This is a genomic window from Pseudomonas sp. PDM19 (assembly GCF_014852215.1).
Lineage (GTDB): Bacteria > Pseudomonadota > Gammaproteobacteria > Pseudomonadales > Pseudomonadaceae > Pseudomonas.
Genome location: NZ_JACVBG010000003.1, coordinates 314,134 through 336,273, shown reverse-complemented (window position 1 = coordinate 336,273; position 22,140 = coordinate 314,134). Strand labels below are relative to the sequence as shown.

Below are 22,140 nucleotides of genomic sequence, written 5' to 3'. Positions count from 1 at the left end.
AAAGCCCGCCCCGGTTCGCCACGGCGGGCTTTTTGTTGCCTGTCTTTTGACCGGGAACAACAGATCGTCGCCTGCGTAAAAATTTTTCCAATTCAGGCTTGCTATTAAGATAATAAGAATTATTCTCATTAAACGGTCTGCACGGAGGAACACGCCATGACCTACATGATCGACGCCTGGCTGGATCGCCCGCACCCCTACCTGCGCATCCTGCATCGGGACACCGGGGAAGTCTGCGCGGTGCTGGAAGAAGAAGCGCTGGATGAACTGCGCGAACAGGGCGGCCTGGAGTTGTCCGAGCTCAATACCAGCGAACCGCTGGTCCTCAAGGAGCTGGTGCGCAACCTGTTCCTGTTCTGTTACGCCCGCGCGCTGCGCTAGACGCACTTTACGATGGCGCAGGAAGCGCCATCGGTGCTCCGCCGCCCGGGAGGCGGATGCACAAAGGGGCGCCTGAGCGCCCCTTTTCCTGCGCAGTTGCCAGGGATGGCACTGCGCAGCGAACCTTCGGGAATCAGAGGATTTCCAGCAGCTCGACGTCGAATACCAGCACGCTGTGCGGCGGGATGCTGCCGACGGCCTGGCCGCCATAGGCCAGCTCGCTCGGCACATGCAGGCGCCATTTGCTGCCGGCGTTCATCAGTTGCAGCGCCTCGACCCAGCCGGCGATCACACCGCCCACCGGGAATTCGGCCGGCTGGCCGCGCTCGTAGGAGCTGTCGAAGACGGTGCCGTCGACCAGGGTGCCGTGGTAGTGGGTACGCACGGTGTCTTCGCGGGACGGCTTGGCGCCTTCGCCGGTGGTCAGCACCTCGTACTGCAGGCCGGACGGCAGGACAGTCACGCCTTCGCGCTTGGCGTTTTCCACTAGGTACTCGCGGCCTACGGCTGCGGCGGCCTCGGCTTTCGCCTGGGCTTCGGCCTGCATGCGCTCGCGGATCACCTGGAAGCTGGCGGACAGGACTTCGCCCGGAACGCGGCTTTCAGCGCCGGCGTAGGCGTCGGACAAGCCGGCCACGATGGCGTCCAGGGTCATGCCCGGAACCGGGTTCTCGCGCAGCTGGTCGCCCAGCTGACGGCCGATGCCGTAGCTGACGCGGGCTTCGTCGGTGGAAAGGTTGAGTTCGCTCATGGCGGCGCTCCGCTGGGGGTTCAAAAAAGGGCCGCCAGCCTAGCACAGATGCACCGCCTCCCCCACCGCGCGAGCCTCGCGCAGCGCGCCGCGCAACTGACTCAGTGCAACGGGATGGTCACGCCGGCGCCGATGTCGCGCTCGTCGTCCATGCCGCACATCTCGTCATGCACCACCGCGTGCACCAGATGGAACGGGACGTTGGGCAGCGCCTTGAGCACCTCCCGCGCATGGGCGACCGAACGCACGCTGATGACATGCCCGGCCTCGTCCTGGACCGGATAGAAGCGCGCGCCCATCCGTGCCTCCAGCACGTAGATATCGCCTTCCAGCGACACCAGGTTGATTTCGTCGATGTCGCCGGCGACGGAGCGGCTGGTCAGTTCCTGCAGATTCATGTGCTGCACCTCCTGCGGATTGATCCACGCAAAAAGTCTTGTACAGCAGGCGCTCACCGCAAGCCGAAAACGCAACCGCCCGTCCGTTTTGCAACGGCCGGGCGGCGGGAATGACGCAGCAACGCCTTAGTGGTCGTGGCGCGTGGCCTTGTCCAGGTAGCCCATGGCGAAAGCCGAGAGGACGAAGGTGAGGTGCATGATCACGTACCACATCAGCTTGTTGTCTTCGATGTTCTTGGCGTCCATGAAAATGCGCAGCAGGTGGATCGAGGAGATCGCCACGATGGAGGCGGCCACCTTGTTCTTCAGCGAACTGGCGTCCATCTTGCCGAGCCAGCTGAGCTTTTCCTTGCCTTCATCGATGTCCAGCTGCGAGACGAAGTTCTCGTAGCCGGAGAACATCACCATCACCAGCAGGCCACCGACCAGCGCCATGTCGATCAGCGACAGCAGCACCAGGATCAGGTCCGCCTCGGCGATGCTGAAGATGCTGGGCAGGATATGGAAGATTTCCTGGAAGAATTTGATGGTCAGCGCCAGCAGGGCCAGCGACAGGCCGATGTAGATCGGCGCCAGCAGCCAGCGCGCGGCGTACAGGGAGTTTTCGACGAATCGTTCCATGGTGCTCGCAGGTGAAGTATTGGGAAAAAGGGCCGCGGCAGTATAGCGGATGGCTTTTGCGAGTTTTCCCGGCTTTCTATGGATAAATATGTCTGTGGATAAATAGGCAACGGCCACGGTGTGGAACCGTAGCGAACAGGCGCCCCGCGAGCTTCAGCGGATTGTGCAGGGCCTGCGCAAGCGGCCGTCAGCCTTCGGGGCGGAACTGGAAGTTGCCGACATGGCGTGAGCGTTCGCCGTTCAGGCGGCGCAGTTCGCCCTGCAGGTGCAACTGCCAGATGGGGGGATCCTCCGCCACGATGTAGCCCTGCTGGGCCAGGCAGTCGGAGATTGCCTCAAGCACGCCTTCGGCCACGAAAGGCCCGCAGAACGGGCCCTGCGCCTTGATGGCGGTGGGCTGCGCGCCGGACATCCCGGCAGCGCACAACAAGGTCCAGAGTCCATTCTCTCCGGCCAGCGGCCTGATCTCGCACTCGATGCGCGTAGTCAGCCCCAGACAGGGGCGGATAAGGCAGAGGTTACGCGGCATGGCGGCACCCTCGCGGTTGTCCTGAGTTCGAGACTACACCCAGGTTCCGACACGCGAAAGCGCGGATTTATCCCGACATCTTGTAGACAACGGAGTGTAAAACGCGCGGACAGGACGCCGAAGCGGCGCCCCTGTCCTGACGTCAATCAGTCGACGTCCTTCTTCTTGCGGGCGCGCTCTTTCTCCACAGGAGCCTTTTCCACCGGCACCTTCTCCGCCTTCGGTTTGCTGGCGGGCTTGGCGGCGGCGGGCTCCTTGGCCGGTTTTTCCTTCTCTTCCTCGTCCATGCCCAGCTCGGAGATTTCCTTCAGGCGCTCGACGACACGGGCGTTGACGCTGCCCTTGGGGAAGTGGCCCTTGGCATCCGGCGCACCGGCAGGCTCGCCGACCAGCAGGCTCAGCGCCTCGTCGGCCTGGCGCACGGCGTAGATGTGGAACTGGCCGTTGCGCACCGCCTGCAGCACGCGCTCGTCGAGCATCAGGGTGGCGACGTTGGCACGCGGGATGATCACCCCCTGCTCGCCGGTCAGGCCACGCGCCTCGCAGAGGCGGAAGAAGCCTTCGATCTTCTCGTTGACCCCACCGACCGCCTGCACTTCGCCGAACTGGTTGATCGAACCGGTGATGGCGAAACATTGCCGCAGCGGCGTGCGCGACAGGGCGGAGATCAGCGTGCAGACCTCGCCCAGCGAGGCACTGTCGCCGTCCACGTAGCCATAGGACTGCTCCAGGGCGATGCTCGCGGAAATCTCCAGGGGGAATTCCTGGGCGTAGCGGCTGCCGAGGTAGCCGGTGAGGATCATCACGCCCTTGGAGTGGATCGGCTGGCCGAGGTTGACCTCGCGCTCGATATCGACGATGCCACTGCCGCCCGGATAGACGGTGGCGGAGATGCGCGCCGGCATGCCGAAGGCGGAGTCGCCGACTTCCAGCACGGTCAGGCCGTTGCACTTGCCCACCGCGGCGCCTTCGCTGTCGATCAGGATGATGCCGGCAAGGATGTCGTCGAGAATCCGCGCCGACACGCGGCCAGTGCGGGTTTCCTTGGCCTTCAGGGCACGCTCGATGTGTCCCAGGTCGGTCACTTCCTGGCCGGCCAGCTGGCGGATGAAGTCCGCTTCGCTGACCAACTGGAACAGGTCGCCGATGCGTGCCGAGAGGCGACCCTGGTGTTCAGCCAGGCGGGCGCTGTAGGTCGCCAGGCGCGCCACGGCTTCACGGCTGAGCGGCGCCAGGCCCTCTTCCGAGGTGCGGGTCTTGAGCAGCTGGGCGAACTGTTCGAGGCTGTCCTCGGCGAGCGGGATGTCCTCGTCGAAGTCCACCAGCACGCGGAACATCTCCTGGAAGTCCGGATCGAGGTCCTGCAGCGTGTAGTAGATCTGCCGCGAGCCGATGATGATCACCTTGATGTTCAGCGGGATCACCTGGGGCGTCAGGCTCATGGCGGTGAGGCGGCCGAGTTCGGCCAGGGGCGATTCCATCTTCAGCTGGCGCGACTGCAGCGCGCGCTTGAGGGCGTCCCAGACGAACGGCTCGCTCAGCAGCTTCTCCGCCTCCAGCACCAGGAAGCCGCCGTTGGCGCGGTGCAGAGCACCGGGGCGCAGCTGGCGGTAGCTGGTGTAGAGCGCGCCCTGGTCGGAGGCGTACTCGATGCGTCCGAACAGGTTGTCGTAGGTCGGGTGCGACTCGAACACCACCGGCGCGCCGCTGGTGGCATGGTGGCCGATCGCCTGGTTCGGCGCGTACTGCTCTTCCAGGCTCTGCTTGCGCTGCGGGTCGGTGCGCTCGGCGTCCACCAGCTGGTCGACCACGGTCTTCAGCAGGTTGAGCTGCATGGCCTGCAGGTAGGCGCTGACCCCGGAGTTGTTGTTGTACTTCTCCACCAACGGCGCCAGCAGTGGCTGCAGCGCCAGGGTGATGGTTTCCTCGTTGAGCTGGCGCAGCTGGTTGCTCGACTCGCGCTTCCACTGCGGCAGGCTGGAAAGCTCCTCGTTGAGGTGCTCCTCCAGGTCGGCGATGTCGGCATGGAAGCGCTCGCGCTCCTCTTCCGGCAGCTGGGCGAAATCGGCTTCATCCAGCGCCTTGCCGTCCTTCATCGGGGTGAAGGCGATGTTGGAGCTGTCGCGGTAGAGGGCGACCTCCTTCTCCAGCGCCAGGCGCTCGACGGTGTCCAGGGCCTTGTCGTAACGCTGGTTGAAGGCGCGGTCGATGGCGCTCTTCTTCTGCTGGTAGGCCGGGTTCTCGAACACCGAGGGGAAGGTGGAGAGCAGGTTGTCGATCAGGTGGTCGATATCGGTGCCGAACTCGGCAGCGCTGCCCGGCGGCAGCTCGATCACGCGCGGCTCGCGCGAATCGTCGAAATTGTTGACGTAGACCCAGTCGGCCGGCGTCGGCAGGCGCTTGCCCTCGGCCTTCAGATAGCGCTGCACAAAGGAGAAGCGACCGGTTCCCGGTTCGCCCATGACGAATACGTTGTAACCCGGACGCGGCATCGCCACGCCGAACTGCAGCGCCTCGACCGCGCGCTCCTGTCCGAGCACGCCCAGGAAAGGCTCCAGTTCTTCGGTGGTCTTGAAGGGAAACTGTTCGGGGGTGAAGGGGCGGGTCAGTTCATCGGGCGCCAGGCGCAGGCCGGCAGCAACGGAATCGGGCATTGGAGGTCCTTGCTTCGGGCGGCGCGAGGCCGCGGAGATTCGACCGCATTCTCGCGCCGCCCGCGCGCCACTGGCAAGGCAGTATTGGTGACAGTTTCAGTCCACCGCATCGGCGCAGCGCAGGCAGTGCTCGGCGGCCGGCAGCGCGCGCAGGCGGCGCTCCTCGATGGCCTCGCCGCAGCGCGCGCACTCGCCGTAGGTGCCGTCAGCCAGGCGCAGGCGCGCCAGGCCCACCAGGCGCATGCCCGCGTCGGCTTCGGCGAGCAAGGCGCGCAGCACGTCGTCGTTCTGCCGCTGCTGGGCCTGCTCGGCGAAGTCCGGGGAATGGCTGCGACCGAGGTCGCGGCGGATGGCTTCGGCACGCTTGGAATACTCGGCCGCCAACTGGTCCAGCGCTGGCCGTGGATCGAAATCGACCATGACTACTTCCTCGCAAGGGGAACTGATTCAAGTGTGGTCGGTTCCAAGACTTCCGCCGCTGATGCCGATCAACTGCCGGTCATCCCGGCCCATTCAGCCGTGACCGGCCATACTGGCTGCGGCAGCGGTTGCCTTGACACTCGCAAGGCATTGGAGAAAAGCTCTGACCAGGCGCTGTTTTGCTGTCAGCGACTGTTCACCGGTCCCCGACCTCAAAAAGAGAGAAAAACGATGAAAAGGATTCTGCTCGGTACCCTCCTCGCCACCGCCTCCCTGAGCGCCCTCGCCGATGCCCCCGGCAGCGACGGCTGCGGCTGGGGCAACATGCTGTTCAAGGGCCAGCGCGGCACCGCCACCCACGTCCTGGCAGCCACCACCAACGGCACCAGCGGCAACAACACCTTCGGCATGACCACCGGCACCAACGGTTGCCACACCAACGGCGCGCTGACCTACGGCGGCAAGCCGATGATCGTGCTCAGCAGCATGATGGACGAGCTCTCCGAAGACATGGCCAAGGGTGACGGCGAAGCGCTGACCACCTACGCCGTCGTGCTGGGCGTGAAGCCCGAGGACCGCGCACACTTCGCCCAGGTCACCCACGAGCACTTCGCGCAGATATTCAACAAGTCCGACGTCACCGCCGAAGACGTCTACGCCAACACCCAGGCCGTCCTGAAACAGGACAGCACCCTGGCCAAGTACGCCGAACAGGCCTGATGGCCAACGCGAGCCCGCCTCCTGAGGGCGGGCTCACCCTTCCCTCCCAGTAGCCCACTCGATGCCCAAACGCCTGTTGCCCTGGATGGCGCTGTGCGCCTGCACCCCACTGCTGGCTTCGCCGGCGATCGACTCACAACGCCTGCAGAGCCTGGCCGACGAGCCCTACTGGCTGGCCCTGGGTCACTACGAGCACGCCAAGCTCGGTGGCTGGCGCAGCTTCGTCGACGACCCGAAGTTCTTCCTCGCCAAGGACGGAGACCGCCATCCGCAGTCGGAACTGGCCGCCACCGTGAAGGCGCTCTACGCCCCGGCCAGCCTCGGCGACAAGCACGCCCAGTGCGTGTACCCGGCGCGCACCCGCTGGCTGCGCCAGCAATTGCAGCTCGATGACCTGCCGGCCGTGGAGTGCAAGGAATTCACCACCTGGTACCAGGACATCAACCCGCACAGCGCCGTGCTGGTGTTCCCGGCCGCCTACCTGAACAGCCCGTCCTCGATGTTCGGCCACACCCTGCTGCGCATCGACCAGGCCGACGTCGACTCCGACAACACCGCCCTGCTCAGCTACGCGCTCAACTTCGGCGCCTACATCGAGGGCATGGACAACAGCATCCTCTACGCCTGGAAGGGCCTGATGGGCGGCTATCCCGGCCTGTTCGCCCTGGTGCCCTACCGCGAGAAGCTCTCCGAATACAGCCGCCTGGAGAACCGCGACCTCTGGGAATACCGCCTGAACCTGACGCCGGAAGAAACTGCGCGCATGGTCGAGCACGTCTGGGAGCTGAAGCAGATCCGCTTCAAGTACTACTTCTTCGACGAGAACTGCTCCTTCCGCCTGCTGGAGCTGCTGGAGATCGCCCGCCCCGGAACTGAGCTCACCGACCACTTCCCGCTCACCGCCATCCCCACCGACACGGTGCGCGCAGTGAAGGACGCCGGGCTGATCGACCGGGTGGACTACCGCCCCTCCCGCGAGCGCGAACTGCTGGCCCGCGGTGAACCGTTGAGCCACGACGAGAAGGTGCTGGCCCGCCACATCGCCGACGACGACAGTCAGCTGCAAAGCCCCGAGTTCGCCGCCCTGCCCGCCGACCGCCAGGCGCTGGTGCAGGACACCGCCTTCCGCCTGGTGCGCTACCGCGCCACCGGCCAGGAACGCGACCAGTCCACTGCCTCGCGCAGCTACAACCTGCTCAAGGCGATCAACAAGAACCCACCGCCGGCGCTGGACGTGGAGCGCCCCGGCCAGCCGGAAAACGGCCACGAATCGCGCACCTGGCAGGTAGGCGCCGGCAGCCGCGACGGCGAAGCTTTCGCCCAGTACGGCCTGCGCATGGCCTACCACGACCTCGACGACAACGCCTACGGCTTCCCCCTCGGCGCGCAGATCGAGATCGGCCAGCTCAAGCTGCGCCAGTACGAAGGCAACCGCTGGCAGCTGCAGCAACTGGACCTGGTCACCATCCGCTCCATGACGCCGCGCAACGAGCTGCTGAAACCGCTGTCCTGGCAGGTTGCCGGCGGCTGGGAACGAGTGATCGGCAAGCACAGCGACAACGACCACGACACCCTGGTCGGCCACCTCAACGGCGGCGCCGGCGGCAGTTGGAAGCTCTCCGACGACCTGCAGGCCTATGCCCTGGGCACCGCGCGCATCGAGAACAACCAGGACTTCGCCGCCACCATCGCCCCGGCCATGGGCTTCGACACCGGCGTGCTGTGGAGCAACCCGCTGGGCAACCTCAGCCTCGAGGGCAAGGGCGACTACTTCCACAACGGCGAAGTGCGCCGCACCCTGAGCTTCGGCCAGCAGGTGGAACTGGGCCGCAACCTCGGCCTGCGCCTGTCGGCCCAGCGCGAATTCAGCCATGAGGCCAGTCCGCGCAACGAAGTGATGCTGGAACTGCGCTGGTACCACTACTGACCGGGGAAGGCGCGCTGCGGCCAATGCCGTGCGCGCCTTCGCCGGCGTCACTCCAGATAGGCAGCCACTTCTTCCGCACTGAGGAAACGCACCAGTTCCACCGACGGCTGATGCGCATCGTGCAGCCGATCGGCAAAGCCCGACCAGGAGCGTGACACACCCTCTGCGGTATCCAGCGCAATCAGTACGCAGCGGCCATGCCTGCGGCTATTGCTGCGCAGCGGCGCCTCGCCCCACGCCCAGGCCAGATTGTTGACCAGCTCGCCCTTCTCGAAGGCGAAGGCCTGCAGCCACAGGTACTGTGCGCTGTCTTCCCGCGGCACATCGGCAACCGGGAGCGGTGCCGCGACCCGCAACCCGAGCTGCTCACCATGGGCAGCCAACAGCGGCTGCAGCAGGGAGAACGCATGGAAGTTGCAATTGATACCCTGCGCACTCACCACCAGACCACTGCGCGTCGCGGGCAGCACAACCACCAGCTCGTCTTCGTAGGTCAGCGCCGCGGCATGGTCGAGGAAGTGCAGATTCTCGAAGGGCAGCGTGGTGTTGGATTTCACCATTGCATCGATGTCGCGGAGCAGCTCGCCATTGGCCAGGAAATCGCGGTGATTTTCCCGCGAACGCATCAGCATGGTCATCAGCGGCAGCACCAGCAGATCGACCGCAGGATGCGCGCTGTCGATGAGTAGCGACTGCGAAGGCGTCAGGCTATCGAGCCGCGCGCGGGCCTGCCGGGCGGCGGCCTGCGCTTCTTCGTCGTCCTCGACCTCTTCGTCAGCGCAGTACGGACGCAGCATCGCCAGCGCACGCGCCAACGCGCCGAGCACCGCGGCGAAGGCAATACGCGGGCTGGCACCACCTTCCACCCAACTGCCGCAGAACAGCGCCAGCAGCGATGCGCGGTTGGGATTGAGCTCGGGAAACAATGCCGCGCACTGGGCAAGCATCGTGTCCGCAAGGGGCGTGCCCAGGGTGTCGCGGTACAGCTCGCGGACATCGGAGCGGCGGACGAAATCCTGCGCCTCGACCCGATCCTCCGGTGCACTCACCGGCTGGCGCAGGAACTCGACCAGCGATTCTGGCAGAGTGGTTTCGCAGGTCATGGCGTCTCTCCACGGGCCGCCGGGTCATCGAGCTGATACTCCGCGACGCCTTGCTCGGCGAACCAGCGGATCACCGTCTCGCGCTGCATCACCCGCGCATGCACCGGCGCATTGCCGCCGCCGGTCAGCAGCCGGCCAAGGTCGCAATCCCGGTCGCGCAGCTGTTCCAGCAGCGCGATATCGCCGCTGCGCACCGCATGCGTCAGCGCCAGGCGTTGCAGCTCGGACTCACCGGCAATCCGCCCCTGCTCCAGCGCCGTGCGCCAGTCGCGTACCAGCGGCCGCAGCGAATCCTGCAGCTGTTGCGCCAGCGCTGCGCCCTCGGCGCCCGAGGTGGCCAGCTCATCCAGGGCCTCGAGTAGTTCCTGCCCGGCATCCGCACCCTCGGCGAACGGGTCTTCATCGAAGCCCAGCAACGCGAACAGGCCATACAGGTCGTCTGCCACCCTGGTCAGGGCATCCTCATGCAGACGCAGTTGCCAGGCTGGCGGCAAGGCGCGACTCCAGGCATAGATGGCGCCGAACTCTTCCGGCTCGACGCAGACGTAGATCCGCTCCAGGTACTCGAAACCACCGATGGGCAGGAAGCCCACGCGGCCGTCCCACTCCTGACCATTCTCCTCGGCGACTTCCTCGGCGCACTCCTGCTCGTGCGCCAGCCAGCCCCAGAGGTCGTTGTAGCCGTCGCTGTCCGGATAGAACAATTCGTTGAAGGAGTAAGGATGGAGGTGGCCGTCGTAGTCCACGCATAGCTCGTAATCCAGCCGGCCACCGAAACTGCAGCGCCACAGGGCGACCAGTTCACGCGGCAGTTGGCTGCCCAGGCGTTGTTCGACCTCGGCCAGTTGGGCATCGCTGATCGGCGGCTGCGCGTCATGGATAATGCGCCCGGCGAACCAGGCCAGGCGGTGGTCACGCAGCAGTTGCTGCTGGGCAGCCGTGAGCTCAGGCATGTTGACTCTCCCGGCGCAGCACATCGCGCGCGCTCATGAGGGCAACACCCAGCAGGTTCAGCCCGCGCCAGCGCGCCGGGTTGCCCGCGTCGGGATGATCGACCGCCAGGCCGATGCCCCAGATGGCGTCCACCGGGCTGGCCTCGACCAGCACGCGATCGCCCGTGCCCAGCAGGAATTCGCGCAGGGCCGGGTTCTGCCCGAACTTGGCGTGGTTGGCGCGAGTGACGATGGCCAGGCGCTCGGCGTTCCAGGCAGCCTCGTCGAAGCCGAGGATCTCGCGGCCGATGGATTTGGCCTCAGCCGGCGTGCGCGCCGCGAGAATCCGCGCCAGCGCCGCCTCGTCACCGAACAGTCGGGCCTTGCCGGCCATCATGTAGTGCTCGGCACTGGAGTAGGTCACTCCGTCGATCTCGAAGGCCGCTTCGAACCACTGGCTGAAGCAGCTCTTGTCGACTTCCACGGAGTGCTTCGGGCGATGCCCCCAGAAGTACAGGTACTTGAACGCCTCGCCCGCCTCGATGCGTCGGCACAGCTGCTCGACACTCATCGGTTCTTCCATGATCGGCTCCTTGCCGCTACCGCAAAACGCCGATTCTAGCGCACCCCATCGGTGATCCCGGACCAATCCAGGCCGAAGCGCGCCAGGTACTTGCGCAGGCGGTCGGCGTCGTTGGGGTTCTGCTTTTCCTGGCGCGAGACAGCGAACAGCTGGCGACCGGCGTCGGACAGGCTGCGCGCCTGCCGGCAGACGTCGATCACCGCTTCCAGCTGCAGACGGTCGAACAGGTCCAGCGCCTCGGCGCCCTCCTCCCCCAGCAAGCGATCCAGCAAGCTCTGCGCCTGGGTCGCGCCCCAGGAGCGGCGCAGCCGGCCGATCTCTTCCTCCACCAGCGCCTCGTCGATCCGTCCGCTGTCGGCCAGGGTCGCCATGCGCGTGATGGATGCCGACAGCTCGCGGAAGTTGCCGCTCCACAAGGCCTGCGCCGAGTTGGCGAAAGCCAGGTAGCGCGTGCGCGCCTCGCGGTTGAAGCGCACCAGGCGACCCTGCTCGCGGGCGTGGCGTTCCAGCTCGAAGTCGATGTTCGGCTCGATGTCTTCGCGGCGCCCGGCCAGCCCCGGCAGGTCGAAGGTCCAGAGGTTGATGCGGGCGAACAGGTCCTCGCGGAACAGCCCCTCGGCCACCCGCTCGCGCAGATCGCGGTGGGTGCCGGCGATCAGCTGGAAGTCGCTGCCCACCTCGCGGTCCGAGCCCAGCGGGAAGAAGCGCTTCTCTTCGATGGCCTTGAGCAGCATGGCCTGCTCGTCCAGGCCCAGTTCGCCGATCTCGTCGAGGAACAGCATGCCGCCATCCGCCGCGCGCAACAGACCTTCGCGGGCGTTCTGTGCGCCGGTGAAGGCGCCCTTGATGTGGCCGAACAGCGCGGACATGGCGCCGTCGCCGCGCAAGGTCGCGCAGTTCACCTCGACGAAACGGCCCTGGAACTGGTGCCGTGCGCGCTTGAGTTCGTACACGCGGCGAGCAAGGAACGACTTGCCGGCGCCGGTCGGGCCGATCAGCAGCATCGGCGCGCGGGAGCGCCCGGCAACCCGCTCGATCTGCTCGATGGAGCGGTTGAAGTCGGCGTTGCGCGTGGCGATGCCGGACTTGAGGAAGGCCAGGCTTTCCTCCTGCTCACGGCGAAAGCGCGTGGCGATGCGGTCGTAGCGCGACAGGTCGAGGTCGATGACCGTGACCGTCCCTTCCGGCTGCCGCGCCTCGTCCTTGCGCCGCGCCGGCGAGGCCTGCACCAGCCGCGCCGGCAGGTAGCGCGCCTCGGTGAGGAGGAACCAGCATATCTGCGCGACGTGGGTCCCGGTGGTGATGTGCACCAGGTAGTCCTCGTGCTCGGTATCAAAGGCGTAGCCGCCGACGAAATCGTGCAGCGCGCCGTAGACCTCCTCAAAGTCCCACGGGTTGCGCAGCGCCATGGGCTGCAGGCGCACCTCGGTCTCCGGGGAGACGAGCCGCACATCGGCGGCAATGCGCTCGGCCAGCCCGATATCCCGCGCATCCAGCCCATGGATCAGTTCCAGGCGGTCGACCAGCAGGTCCTGCTGTTGGCACAGGCCGACCGTTGGCCGCCATTTCTGCCAGCGCGCTGCGCCCTTGCCGACGCGATCCAGGGTGGAACCGAGGAAGCCGATGGCGACGGTTTTCTTGGCTTTCATCTTTTATCCATGAAGATAAATAACGATCTCAGGATATCCATAAAGTCCATAACCGGCCAATCGTCGAGAATGGACTCCCGCACCAAATAAATAATTAACTTGTTATTTATCAAATAGTTATAAGAAAAGAACACCACCCGAAAACAAACCTGGCACGCCCCTCGCTATATCTCCCTCGACCGCATCGCTGATGCAGCCCACGGGCAGGGACTACCACTCCCGCCGGTGCCCGAGCCCACCCCTGGTGTCGGCTTCGTGCATGCCGCTGCAGCAGTCACGGTCGATGGCGCGGTAGCTCAGCCCGGTAGAGCACTCCACTTCGCTGGAGCCGTCGCAGGTTCGAATCCTGCCCGCGCCGTTCGATAGCTCAGTCCGGTAGAGCAGCCATCCACGAAATGGCCTGTCGCGGGTTCGACTCCCGCTCGAACACTGCCCTGTTAAGGCAGCTACTCATGAAGGCAACACCCCGCCGGTGGGCGACGGGAGAGGCGCAAAGAGGCCAGGAAGGCCGGACACGCCAGGGACCCGAAGCCACCGCCGGCCCGCCCGGTACGAGGACCGGGCCCGCGACAAGGCAAGTGCTGGCCGATGGATTCGGCGCAATGGACAGGCAGTCCGCAGCACCTGGCTCTCGCAGGCCCCCGCCTCGCCACCCGACGGGCTGGCGGACACCGGCACCCAGCACAACAGAAGCACGCACAACAGAAGAAGGAAGAAAGATGAAACTGCTGAAGCGCTTTACCGTGAAGAAGAACGAACGCGGCCTGCTGTACTCCGAGGGCGATTTCCTGGCAGTCCTCGAGCCGGGCATCCACCGCCATCTGGACCTGTACAACCGCCTGAGCGTGGAAACCTTCAGCCTGAACACCCCGCTGTTCGAACACCGCCTGGCTGGCTACCTGCGCCAGTCCGAACCGGCGCTGGTCGAACGCTACTTCACCCGCATGGACCTGGCCGAGAACGAGGCCGGCCTGCGCTTCGAGGACGGCGTGCTGGCGGAAATCCTCGCGCCGGGCAGCCGCCGGCTGTACTGGAAAGGCCAGACCGAACAGCGCCTGGAGCGCATCGACCTGAGCCAGGAGTACCGCGTGGCTCCGGCGCTGTTGCAGCAGATGCAGGGCAACCTGCGCGGTCGCAGCGTGGTCGGCGTCGAGGCGCTGCTGGTGACCCTAGTACCGGCTTACCAGGTCGGCGTGCTGAAGGTCGACGGCGCGGTGGTCGAGTTGCTGCCGGCAGGCCAGTACGGTTTCTGGCGCTACAACCGCCAGGTCAGCGTGGAGCTGATCGATACGCGGATCCAGGCGCTGGAAGTCAGCGGCCAGGAAATCCTCACCCGCGACAAGGTGAGCCTGCGCCTGAACCTGGCCGCCAACTGGCGTTACAGCGACGTGCTGACAGCGTTTTCCAGCCTGTCCAAGCCGCTGGAACACCTCTACCGAGAGCTGCAATTCGGCCTGCGCGCGGCGGTGGGCACCCGCTCGCTGGATGAGTTGCTGGAAAACAAGCAGCTCATCGACGACTCGGTCAGCGCCTACCTGAAGGAGCGACTGCCGGGCACCGGCATCGAGGTCAGCGGCCTGGGCGTGCGCGACATCATCCTGCCGGGCGAGATGAAGACCCTGCTGGCCCAGGTGGTGGAGGCGGAGAAGGCGGCGCAGGCGAACGTGATCCGTCGCCGCGAGGAAACCTCGGCGACCCGCTCGCTGCTGAACACAGCCAAGGTGATGGAGGACAACCCCACCGCCCTGCGCCTGAAGGAACTGGAAACCCTGGAGCGGGTAGCCGAACGAATCGACCGCATCTCGGTATTCGGCGGCCTGGATCAGGTATTGAATGGACTGGTAACGCTGAAGCAGGCCTGACAAAGGCCTGCCCAGCGCAGGAGTCGGCACCGTGAAGAGCAACAAGCAACGCCGCCGGGAAATCCGCCAGGCGCGCGAGCAACGCAAGGCGAAGAAGGCCGCGCCAGCCTGGCATCCTTCGGGCCAGGTCGCTCCGCCCGGCAGCGTCCCGGTCAACCGCTCGAACCTGGCGCCTTACAACAGCTACGGCGACCCGTTGTTCGTGCGCCGTGGCTGGTACGAGGACCGGGGTTTCACCTGCCATGACTGCGGCGCCGAGCAGACCTGGACCGCCGCCCAGCAGAAGTGGTGGTACGAAGACTGTAAGGGACAGGTGTTTTCCACGGCGATACGCTGCCGCGCCTGTCGATTGAACAAACGAATTCGCGATGGCCGGGCACAACCCGCTACCGGCCAGCTCGCCAAGCAAATGAAGAGAGTCGAAACATGAGCACCAAGACCTTCCAACTGCTGGAAGTCGCCAACGGCAAACCGATCAAGCTCTGGACCCAGGGCGTGCCGGTGGAAGACGACGCCAGGCAGCAACTGATGAACACCGCGAAGATGCCCTTCATCTTCAAGCACCTGGCCGTGATGCCGGACGTGCACCTGGGCAAGGGGTCGACCATCGGCAGCGTGATTCCCACCAGGGGCGCCATCATCCCGGCGGCCGTGGGTGTGGATATCGGCTGCGGCATGATCGCCGCACGCACCTCGCTGATCGCCGCGGACCTGCCGGATAACCTGCACGGCCTGCGCACCGCCATCGAGAAGGCCGTGCCCCACGGTCGCAGCAACACCCGGGCAGGCCGCGACAAGGGCGCCTGGGAAAACGTGCCCGATCACGCCGACAACGCATGGCGCGCACTGGCCGGCCGCTTCAAGGTGATTACCGACAAGCACCCGAAACTGGAGAAAACCAACAACCGCAAGCACCTGGGAACCCTCGGTACCGGCAACCACTTCATCGAGGTCTGCCTCGACGAAGCGGATCGCGTCTGGTTCATGCTGCACAGCGGCTCGCGCGGCGTGGGTAACGCCATCGGCAACCTGTTCATCGAACTGGCCCAGGCGGATATGCGCCAGCACATCGCCAACCTGCCGGACCGTGACCTGGCCTACTTCGAGGAAGGCAGCCAGCACTTCGATGACTACGTGGAAGCCGTGGGTTGGGCCCAGGACTTCGCCCGGCAGAACCGCGAGCTGATGATGCAATCGGTGATCGCCGCCGCGCGGCAGATCATCCGCAAGCCGTTCGAGGCGAGCCTGGAAGCGGTGAACTGCCACCACAACTACGTGCAGAAGGAACGCCACTTCGGCGAAGAGGTACTGGTGACGCGCAAAGGCGCGGTGTCTGCGCAGAAAGGCCAGCTCGGCATCATTCCGGGATCGATGGGCGCCAAGAGCTTCATCGTCCGCGGCCTGGGCAACGAAGAGGCGTTCTGCTCGTGCAGCCACGGCGCCGGGCGGACCATGAGCCGCACCAAGGCGAAGAAGCTGTTCAGCGTCGAGGACCAGGTGCGCGCCACCGCCCACGTCGAATGCCGCAAGGACGCCGACGTGATCGACGAGATCCCGATGGCCTACAAGGACATCGACGCCGTGATGGACGCCCAGCGCGAGCTGGTGGAAGTGCTGCATACCCTGCGCCAGGTGGTCTGCGTGAAAGGATGAGGTGAGGACATGCTGCAACCCATGGAAAACCAGCACATGCAGGAACTGCGCAGCCGCCTGGAACAGGAGCGCTGCGTCTTCGACTTCCGTGTGCTGACACTCGACCCAACCGCCACGCCCGGCGAAGCGGAACATCGCCTGGCGTTGCAGCTGCTGTTCGAGTCCATCCAGGAACGCGCGCGCAACTGGCAGGCGGACGTCATCGCCCGCCACCCGCAATACGCCAACCATGAATGGGCGGACCTGACGCCGGACCTGGCGCGGGCCCGCCCACAGGCACTCGGCATCGAGGAAATACGCGAGCTGAACCGCGACGACGGTCCGCTGTGCCGCGCCTTCCGCGATCCGCCCTACGGCACACAGCTGCAGGTCGCGGACTTCCGCGAATGGCTGCAGGCACTGCGGCTGTATCCGGACGAAGGCCTGCAGGTGCTCGACTGGGTTGGCGACGGCGACGCCGAACCGCATCGCAGCAACTGGAGCTGCTACTTCGATGACGGCAAGGAATGGTGGGGCATCTGGTGCCTCACCCTGTACAACCCGCGACGACGAACATTGTCCGCGCTGGCCGCCAGCGCGACGGACTGAAAGAAAAAGGAATACCCCATGAACAGGGACGAACGACACCCGCTCCCCGCCGCCATGCGCGAAAGGGTGCTGGAAGAACTGGCAAGACTGGAACAGGAGCGCGGCGTGACCGTGCTCTACGCATGCGAATCCGGCAGCCGCGCCTGGGGCTTCGCCTCGCCGGACAGCGACTACGACGTGCGCTTCGTCTACGTGCACCAGCCGGACTGGTACCTGCGCGTGGAAGAGCCGCGCGACGTGCTGGAGCGCCCGCTGACTGACGAACTGGACCTCAGCGGCTGGGAGCTGCGCAAGACGCTGCGGCTGCTGCGCAAGTCCAACCCGACGTTGCTGGAGTGGCTGGACTCGCCGCTGGTGTACCGCAGCGAAGCAGCAGCGACCGAGGGCCTGCGTCAACTGGCGCAGGATTTCTACTCACCCGCCGCAGCGCGGGCGCACTACCTCTCGATGGCGAAGAAGAACTTCCGTGGCTATCTGCAGGGCGAAGAGGTTCGCTACAAGAAGTACCTCTATGTGCTGCGCCCGCTGCTGGCGGTGCGCTGGATCGACCAGGGCCTCGGTATGCCGCCGATGGTCTTCGAGACACTGATGGAAGCGACCCTCGACGACGCGGCGCAGCGCGCCGAAGTCGAGGAACTGCTGGTGCTCAAGCGCCAGGCGGTCGAGGCCGAATATGGCCCGGCGCGCCCGGCCCTGCACCGGCTGATCGAGGAACAGCTGCAACGCGCGGAAGCCCTCGGCGCACCCCGTGGCGGCTGCCACGAGCCGGAGCGCCTGGACCGTTTCCTGCGCGAACAGGTAAGGAAGCACGCGAGATGAACAAGCACCTGATCGAACTCGACGGCGCCGAAGGCGGCGGGCAGATTCTGCGCAGCGCGCTGAGCCTGTCGATGATCACCGGCAAGGCCCTGCGCATCGTCAACATCCGTGGACGCCGCTCGCGGCCGGGGCTGCTGCGCCAGCACCTGACGGCCGTGCGCGCGGCGGCGGAAATCTGCGGCGCGGTGGTGGAAGGCGACGAGCTGGGCTCGCGCAGCCTGACCTTCCGCCCCGGCACGATTCGCGGCGGCGACTACCGCTTCGCCATCGGCAGCGCGGGCAGTGCCGTGCTGGTGTTGCAGACGCTGCTACCGGCCCTGCTGTTCGCCGATGGGCCGAGCAGCCTGGCGATCAGCGGCGGTACGCACAACCCGCTGGCGCCGCCGGCGGATTTCATCGAGCGCAGCTGGCTGCCGTTGTTGCGGCGCATGGGTGCGACGGTGGCCTTCGAGTTGCTGCGCCATGGCTTCATGCCCGCCGGCGGCGGCGAATTGCGGGTACAGGTGGAGCCCGGCGAGTTGCAGCCGCTGCATCTGCCGCAGGCCGGTGCCGTACTTTCGCGCTCGGCCCGCGCCCTGCTGGCGGCCGTTCCCGGCCATGTGGCGGAACGCGAACTGGAGAAGGTGAAGCGGCATCAGGACTGGCACGCAGCCTCCGCACAGGTCGTCCGCCTGCCGGAAGACCGGGGCCCGGGCAACGCCCTGCTGCTGGAAGTCGAATGCGAGCAGCTCACCCTGGTGTTCTGCGCCTTCGGCCAGTCCGGGGTCAGCGCCGAGCGTGTCGCCAGCCAGGCGTTGCGCCAGGCCGATGACTGGCGCCGCAGCGGCACCAGCGTCGAGGAACACCTCGCCGACCAGTTGTTGCTGCCCATGGCGCTGGCCGGCGGCGGCAGCTTCAGCACGCCGGTTGCGAGCGATCATCTCTTGAGCAACCGCGCGGTGATCGAAGCCTTCCTGCCGGTGCGGATCGACTGCGCGGCAGGGCAGGCAGCTGGCCAGCACATCCGCATCACGCCGGCTTGACGCTTTCCTCACGAGCCGCCCAATAGAGTCGCGCCATGTCACCTCGAGTGGCGCCAACTCTTCCGGCGTGTGTGCCCGCCCTACCGGCACACGGGAGTCTCCATGGCGCAGCGCGCCGCCCTCGCCCTGCTCTGCGCCGCGCTGCTCGCCGGCTGCGAAACCACCCATGAAAGCCTCATCGCCCAGGGCTATCCGCCCGCCTATGCCGACGGCTATGACGACGGCTGCGGTAGCGGTCGCCAGGCGGCCGGCGCGATTACCGGCGAGTTCCGCAAGAACGTGCCGCGCTACCTCGATGAGCCGAAGTACGCCCTGGGCTGGAACGACGGCTTCCAGCAATGCCAGGCCATGCGCGCGAGCCAGGAACGCCAGGAGTACGAGGAACAACGCAACAGCGATCGGGACCGCGACTGGGAACAGCAGAAAGACCGCGCGCTGTCCCGCGCCCTGCGTGGCAACTGACCGCTGCGGCAACCATCCGCACCCACGCCGGAACGCCCGCTTGATTTCGGTCAAGCCGGCTCCCGCCCACCTGGCCTCTCCTTGAACTCAGAAGAAACCAAAAGCCTGAGACAAGGAGACTCCACATGCAGCCCATCAAACTGGCCCTGGGCAGTCTGCTGCTGGCCGTGAGCACGGCGGCGGCGCAAGCGAACGCCGACGTCCTGCGCGACAACGCCAACAGCATCTTCAAGCCCATCCCGGAGCAGGCCAGCGACAAGCTCGACCCCAACCAGATCGAACTGGGCCGGCAGCTGTTCTTCGAGCCGCGACTGTCGGCCAGCCACGTGATCAGCTGCAACACCTGCCACAACATCGGCACCGGCGGCGCCGACAACGTGCCTGCGTCCAGCGGTCATGCCTGGCAGAAAGGCGCGCGCAACTCGCCCACCGTGTTCAACGCGGTGTTCAACGTTGCGCAGTTCTGGGATGGCCGCGCCAAGGACCTGGAAGAACAGGCCAAGGGCCCGGTGCAGAACCCGGTGGAGATGCACAACACGCCTAAGAACGTCGAGGCCACGCTGCGTAGCATGCCGGAGTACGTCGCTTCCTTCGAAAAGGCCTTCCCCAGCGACAAGCAACCGGTCAGCTTCGACAACATGGCCCGCGCGCTGCAAGCTTTCGAGTCGACCCTGATCACCCCGGACTCGCGCTTCGACCTGTACCTCAAGGGCGACGACAACGCCCTCGATGCCAGGGAGAAAAAGGGTCTGCAGACCTTCATGAGCTCGGGCTGCATCAGCTGCCACAACGGCGTGAACCTGGGTGGCCAGGCCTACTTCCCGTTCGGCCTGGTGAAGAAGCCCGACGGCAAGATCCTGCCCACCGGTGACAAGGGCCGCTTCGAGGTGACCAAGACGCAGAACGACCAGTACGTGTTCCGCGCCGCGCCCCTGCGCAACATCGCGCTGACCGCGCCGTACTTCCACAGCGGGCAGGTCTGGGACCTGGAGGAAGCGGTGGCGATCATGGGCACCGCGCAACTGGGCAAGCAGTTGAACGCCGAGGAAGTCGGCGACATCGTCGCCTTCCTCAAGACCGCCACCGGCAAGCAGCCGAAGGTGGAATACCCGCTGCTGCCGCCAAGCACGGCGACCACGCCGAAGCCGGTGGACTGAGCGAAATGAAAAACGGGCCCGACGGGCCCGTTCTTCATTTCCGGGGAGTGGTCAGACCACGCCCTGAGCCAGCATCGCGTCGGCGACCTTGACGAAGCCGGCGATGTTGGCGCCCTTCACGTAGTTGATCCGGCCATTCTCCTCGCCATAGGCGACGCAGGCATGGTGGATGTTCTGCATGATGCCGTGCAGGCGCTGGTCCACTTCACCGGCGGTCCACAGCAGGCGCATGGCGTTCTGGCTCATCTCCAGGCCGCTGGTGGCGACGCCGCCGGCGTTGGAAGCCTTGCCCGGCGCGTAGAGAATGCCGGCCTCGAGGAAGATATCCACAGCCTCCAGGGTCGACGGCATGTTCGCGCCTTCGGCCACGCAGATGCAGCCGTTGGCCAGCAGGGTGCGCGCGTCGTTGGCGTCCAGCTCGTTCTGGGTAGCGCAGGGCAGCGCGATATCGCAGGCCAGCGACCACGGGCGCTCACCGGCAATGAAGCGCAGGCCGGGGCCAGTCATCTCGCTGAGGCGACCGCGACGGACGTTCTTCAGCTCCATCACCGCTTCCCACTGTTCCAGGGTCAGGCCGGCCTCGAAGAACAGGGTGCCTTCGGAGTCGGACAGCGAGATCACCTTGCCGCCCAGTTCCATGACCTTCTGCGCGGCGTACTGGGCCACGTTGCCGGAACCGGAGATGGCCACGCGCTGGCCGTCGAATCCGCTCTCGCGGGCCTTGAGCATCTCCTGGGCGAAGTACACGCAGCCGTAGCCGGTGGCTTCCGGGCGGATCAGGCTGCCGCCGTAGGACATGCCCTTGCCGGTCAGCACCGAGGTGAACTCGTTGGACAGGCGCTTGTACTGGCCGAACAGGTAGCCGATCTCGCGGGCGCCCACGCCGATGTCGCCGGCCGGCACGTCGAGGTCAGCGCCGACGTGGCGGAACAGCTCGCTCATGAACGACTGGCAGAAGCGCATGACTTCAGCGTCGCTCTTGCCCTTGGGATCGAAGTCCGAGCCGCCCTTGCCGCCGCCCATGGGCAGCGAAGTCAGGGAGTTCTTGAAGACCTGCTCGAAGGCCAGGAACTTCAGCACGCCCAGGTTCACCGAGGGGTGGAAGCGCAGGCCGCCCTTGTACGGGCCGATGGCGCTGCTCATCTGGATGCGGAAACCGCGGTTGACCCGCACTCGTCCGGCATCATCCACCCACGGTACGCGGAACAGGATCGCGCGTTCGGGCTCGACGATGCGTTCGACGATGCCGGCCTGCAGGTAGTGCGGATTGGCTTCGAGGAAGGGCCAGAGGGAGCGCAGCACCTCTTCCACCGCCTGGTGGAATTCGGGCTGATCGGGGTCGCGCCGCTTTAGGCGCTCGAGGAACGAGTCAACGGATTGCGTCATGTCTACACCGGTACTTTTCTGATTATGTGATGCTTTTTGCCGGCAGACTCTAACAATCCACGCCGCCCCGAGATAGTGCAGCGTGACGCTTTTATGAATCTTTATGGTGCAAAAATATAAATCCCACTTCTGCCGGACCGGCAGAAAAACAGATTCCTGTATACAAAATCAATAGGTAGTTGCACTCAACAAATCATGCCACCAGGACGCCCATGATGCCCACACGCCCGCTCGCGCTTCTCGCCGCCCTCACCTGCACCCTCGCCCTGCCTGCCCACGGGGCCATGAAACTGGGCAACTTCACCGAATCCGGCGCGCTGGTGGTGGCGGATACATTCGACGGCGAAGTGATCCACAAGTCGAAGTTCAGCACCGACGACCTGGAGCGCATGTCGCGCCAGCTGGAAGAACAGCAACGCACCCTGCAGGACCAGGCGCGGCAAATCGACACACTGCAGCGCCAGCTGGAGGAACAGCGTCGCGCCCTGGACGATCTCAAGCGCAGCCGCTGACCGTTGTCGGC

General features: G+C 65.7%; 23 protein-coding genes and 1 tRNA gene. 13 read left to right on the top strand and 11 right to left on the bottom strand.

The features are described from left to right. Positions 1-156: 156 nt before the first annotated feature. Positions 157-381: a hypothetical protein gene (locus IB273_RS17570; RefSeq protein ID WP_045217230.1), complete on the top strand. Its 225-nt coding sequence runs from the start codon at positions 157-159 to the stop codon at positions 379-381. Between the two features lie 133 nt (positions 382-514). Here the strand turns inward: IB273_RS17570 and IB273_RS17565 are convergent, their stop codons facing one another. The 6 genes from IB273_RS17565 to IB273_RS17540 form a co-directional block, all read right to left on the bottom strand. Then, positions 515-1,132 carry an FKBP-type peptidyl-prolyl cis-trans isomerase gene (locus IB273_RS17565; protein ID WP_081517331.1) on the bottom strand — a complete coding sequence of 206 codons (618 nt, stop codon included), beginning with the start codon at positions 1,130-1,132 and terminating at the stop codon, positions 515-517. A gap of 101 nt (positions 1,133-1,233) precedes the next feature. Next, entirely contained in the window at positions 1,234-1,530 is a 297-nt protein-coding gene (locus IB273_RS17560; RefSeq protein WP_045217224.1) for a DUF6482 family protein, read from the bottom strand. Between the two features lie 126 nt (positions 1,531-1,656). Beyond that, the gene (locus IB273_RS17555) at positions 1,657-2,151 is read right to left on the bottom strand and encodes a TIGR00645 family protein (protein ID WP_017521628.1); all 495 of its coding nucleotides are present in this window, start codon (positions 2,149-2,151) and stop codon (positions 1,657-1,659) included. Between the two features lie 187 nt (positions 2,152-2,338). Next, on the bottom strand, positions 2,339-2,680 hold the full coding sequence (locus tag IB273_RS17550; RefSeq protein ID WP_081517330.1) for a hypothetical protein: 342 nt from the start codon (positions 2,678-2,680) through the stop codon (positions 2,339-2,341). Positions 2,681-2,826: 146 nt separating this feature from the next. Further along, positions 2,827-5,334, bottom strand: a complete 2,508-nt coding sequence (locus IB273_RS17545) for a Lon protease family protein (protein WP_081517329.1) — start codon at positions 5,332-5,334, stop codon at positions 2,827-2,829. A gap of 96 nt (positions 5,335-5,430) precedes the next feature. Beyond that, positions 5,431-5,754 (bottom strand): TraR/DksA family transcriptional regulator, encoded by a 324-nt coding sequence (locus IB273_RS17540; protein WP_045217219.1) that lies wholly within the window; start codon positions 5,752-5,754, stop codon positions 5,431-5,433. A 231-nt stretch (positions 5,755-5,985) separates the two neighbouring features. On the opposite strand from IB273_RS17540, the gene IB273_RS17535 reads away from it, so the two are divergent. Next, entirely contained in the window at positions 5,986-6,474 is a 489-nt protein-coding gene (locus tag IB273_RS17535) for a DUF3015 domain-containing protein (protein ID WP_038803701.1), read from the top strand. A 61-nt stretch (positions 6,475-6,535) separates the two neighbouring features. After that, complete coding sequence (locus IB273_RS17530) at positions 6,536-8,401, top strand: DUF4105 domain-containing protein (RefSeq protein ID WP_192224650.1); 1,866 nt, start codon at positions 6,536-6,538, stop codon at positions 8,399-8,401. Positions 8,402-8,448: 47 nt separating this feature from the next. On the opposite strand, the gene IB273_RS17525 is transcribed toward IB273_RS17530, so the two are convergent. Genes IB273_RS17525 through rtcR form a run of 4 tightly spaced genes read right to left on the bottom strand, consistent with a single transcriptional unit; the run spans position 8,449 to position 12,668 of the window. Further along, on the bottom strand, positions 8,449-9,504 hold the full coding sequence (locus IB273_RS17525; RefSeq protein WP_192224649.1) for a hypothetical protein: 1,056 nt from the start codon (positions 9,502-9,504) through the stop codon (positions 8,449-8,451). Continuing rightward, positions 9,501-10,457, bottom strand: coding sequence for an SMI1/KNR4 family protein (locus IB273_RS17520; protein ID WP_192224648.1), 957 nt, complete (start codon positions 10,455-10,457; stop codon positions 9,501-9,503). The genes IB273_RS17525 and IB273_RS17520 overlap by 4 nt, the downstream gene beginning before the upstream one ends. Further along, a complete protein-coding gene (locus tag IB273_RS17515; protein ID WP_192224647.1) occupies positions 10,450-11,019 on the bottom strand; it encodes an NADAR family protein in 570 nt (189 codons plus the stop codon). Before IB273_RS17515 ends, IB273_RS17520 begins: the two co-directional genes overlap by 8 nt. A gap of 35 nt (positions 11,020-11,054) precedes the next feature. Beyond that, positions 11,055-12,668, bottom strand: coding sequence for an RNA repair transcriptional activator RtcR (rtcR, locus tag IB273_RS17510; RefSeq protein WP_192224646.1), 1,614 nt, complete (start codon positions 12,666-12,668; stop codon positions 11,055-11,057). 285 nt (positions 12,669-12,953) lie between these two features. On the opposite strand from rtcR, the gene IB273_RS17505 reads away from it, so the two are divergent. From IB273_RS17505 to IB273_RS17465, 9 genes are all read left to right on the top strand, one after another. Next, positions 12,954-13,026 (top strand) — tRNA-OTHER (locus IB273_RS17505). Between the two features lie 361 nt (positions 13,027-13,387). Further along, entirely contained in the window at positions 13,388-14,530 is a 1,143-nt protein-coding gene (locus IB273_RS17500) for a slipin family protein (RefSeq protein WP_151189391.1), read from the top strand. A gap of 31 nt (positions 14,531-14,561) precedes the next feature. Then, complete coding sequence (locus tag IB273_RS31775) at positions 14,562-14,960, top strand: zinc-ribbon domain containing protein (protein WP_192224645.1); 399 nt, start codon at positions 14,562-14,564, stop codon at positions 14,958-14,960. Continuing rightward, a complete protein-coding gene (locus IB273_RS17490) occupies positions 14,957-16,183 on the top strand; it encodes an RtcB family protein (RefSeq protein ID WP_192224644.1) in 1,227 nt (408 codons plus the stop codon). Before IB273_RS31775 ends, IB273_RS17490 begins: the two co-directional genes overlap by 4 nt. A gap of 9 nt (positions 16,184-16,192) precedes the next feature. Then, a complete protein-coding gene (locus IB273_RS17485; protein ID WP_192211200.1) occupies positions 16,193-16,771 on the top strand; it encodes a hypothetical protein in 579 nt (192 codons plus the stop codon). Between the two features lie 18 nt (positions 16,772-16,789). Continuing rightward, a complete protein-coding gene (locus IB273_RS17480; RefSeq protein WP_192211140.1) occupies positions 16,790-17,590 on the top strand; it encodes a nucleotidyltransferase domain-containing protein in 801 nt (266 codons plus the stop codon). Beyond that, a complete protein-coding gene (gene rtcA / locus IB273_RS17475; RefSeq protein WP_192224643.1) occupies positions 17,587-18,612 on the top strand; it encodes an RNA 3'-terminal phosphate cyclase in 1,026 nt (341 codons plus the stop codon). Before IB273_RS17480 ends, rtcA begins: the two co-directional genes overlap by 4 nt. Positions 18,613-18,714: 102 nt before the next feature. After that, complete coding sequence (locus IB273_RS17470) at positions 18,715-19,074, top strand: hypothetical protein (protein WP_192224642.1); 360 nt, start codon at positions 18,715-18,717, stop codon at positions 19,072-19,074. 125 nt (positions 19,075-19,199) lie between these two features. Next, a complete protein-coding gene (locus IB273_RS17465) occupies positions 19,200-20,231 on the top strand; it encodes a cytochrome-c peroxidase (protein ID WP_081517316.1) in 1,032 nt (343 codons plus the stop codon). A 51-nt stretch (positions 20,232-20,282) separates the two neighbouring features. Here IB273_RS17465 and gdhA read toward each other — a convergent pair whose 3' ends face one another. After that, positions 20,283-21,617, bottom strand: coding sequence for an NADP-specific glutamate dehydrogenase (gene gdhA / locus IB273_RS17460; RefSeq protein ID WP_192211143.1), 1,335 nt, complete (start codon positions 21,615-21,617; stop codon positions 20,283-20,285). Between the two features lie 215 nt (positions 21,618-21,832). Between gdhA and IB273_RS17455 the strand changes: the two genes are divergently transcribed. Further along, positions 21,833-22,129, top strand: coding sequence for a hypothetical protein (locus IB273_RS17455; protein ID WP_225595075.1), 297 nt, complete (start codon positions 21,833-21,835; stop codon positions 22,127-22,129). The last annotated feature ends 11 nt before the right edge of the window (positions 22,130-22,140 follow it).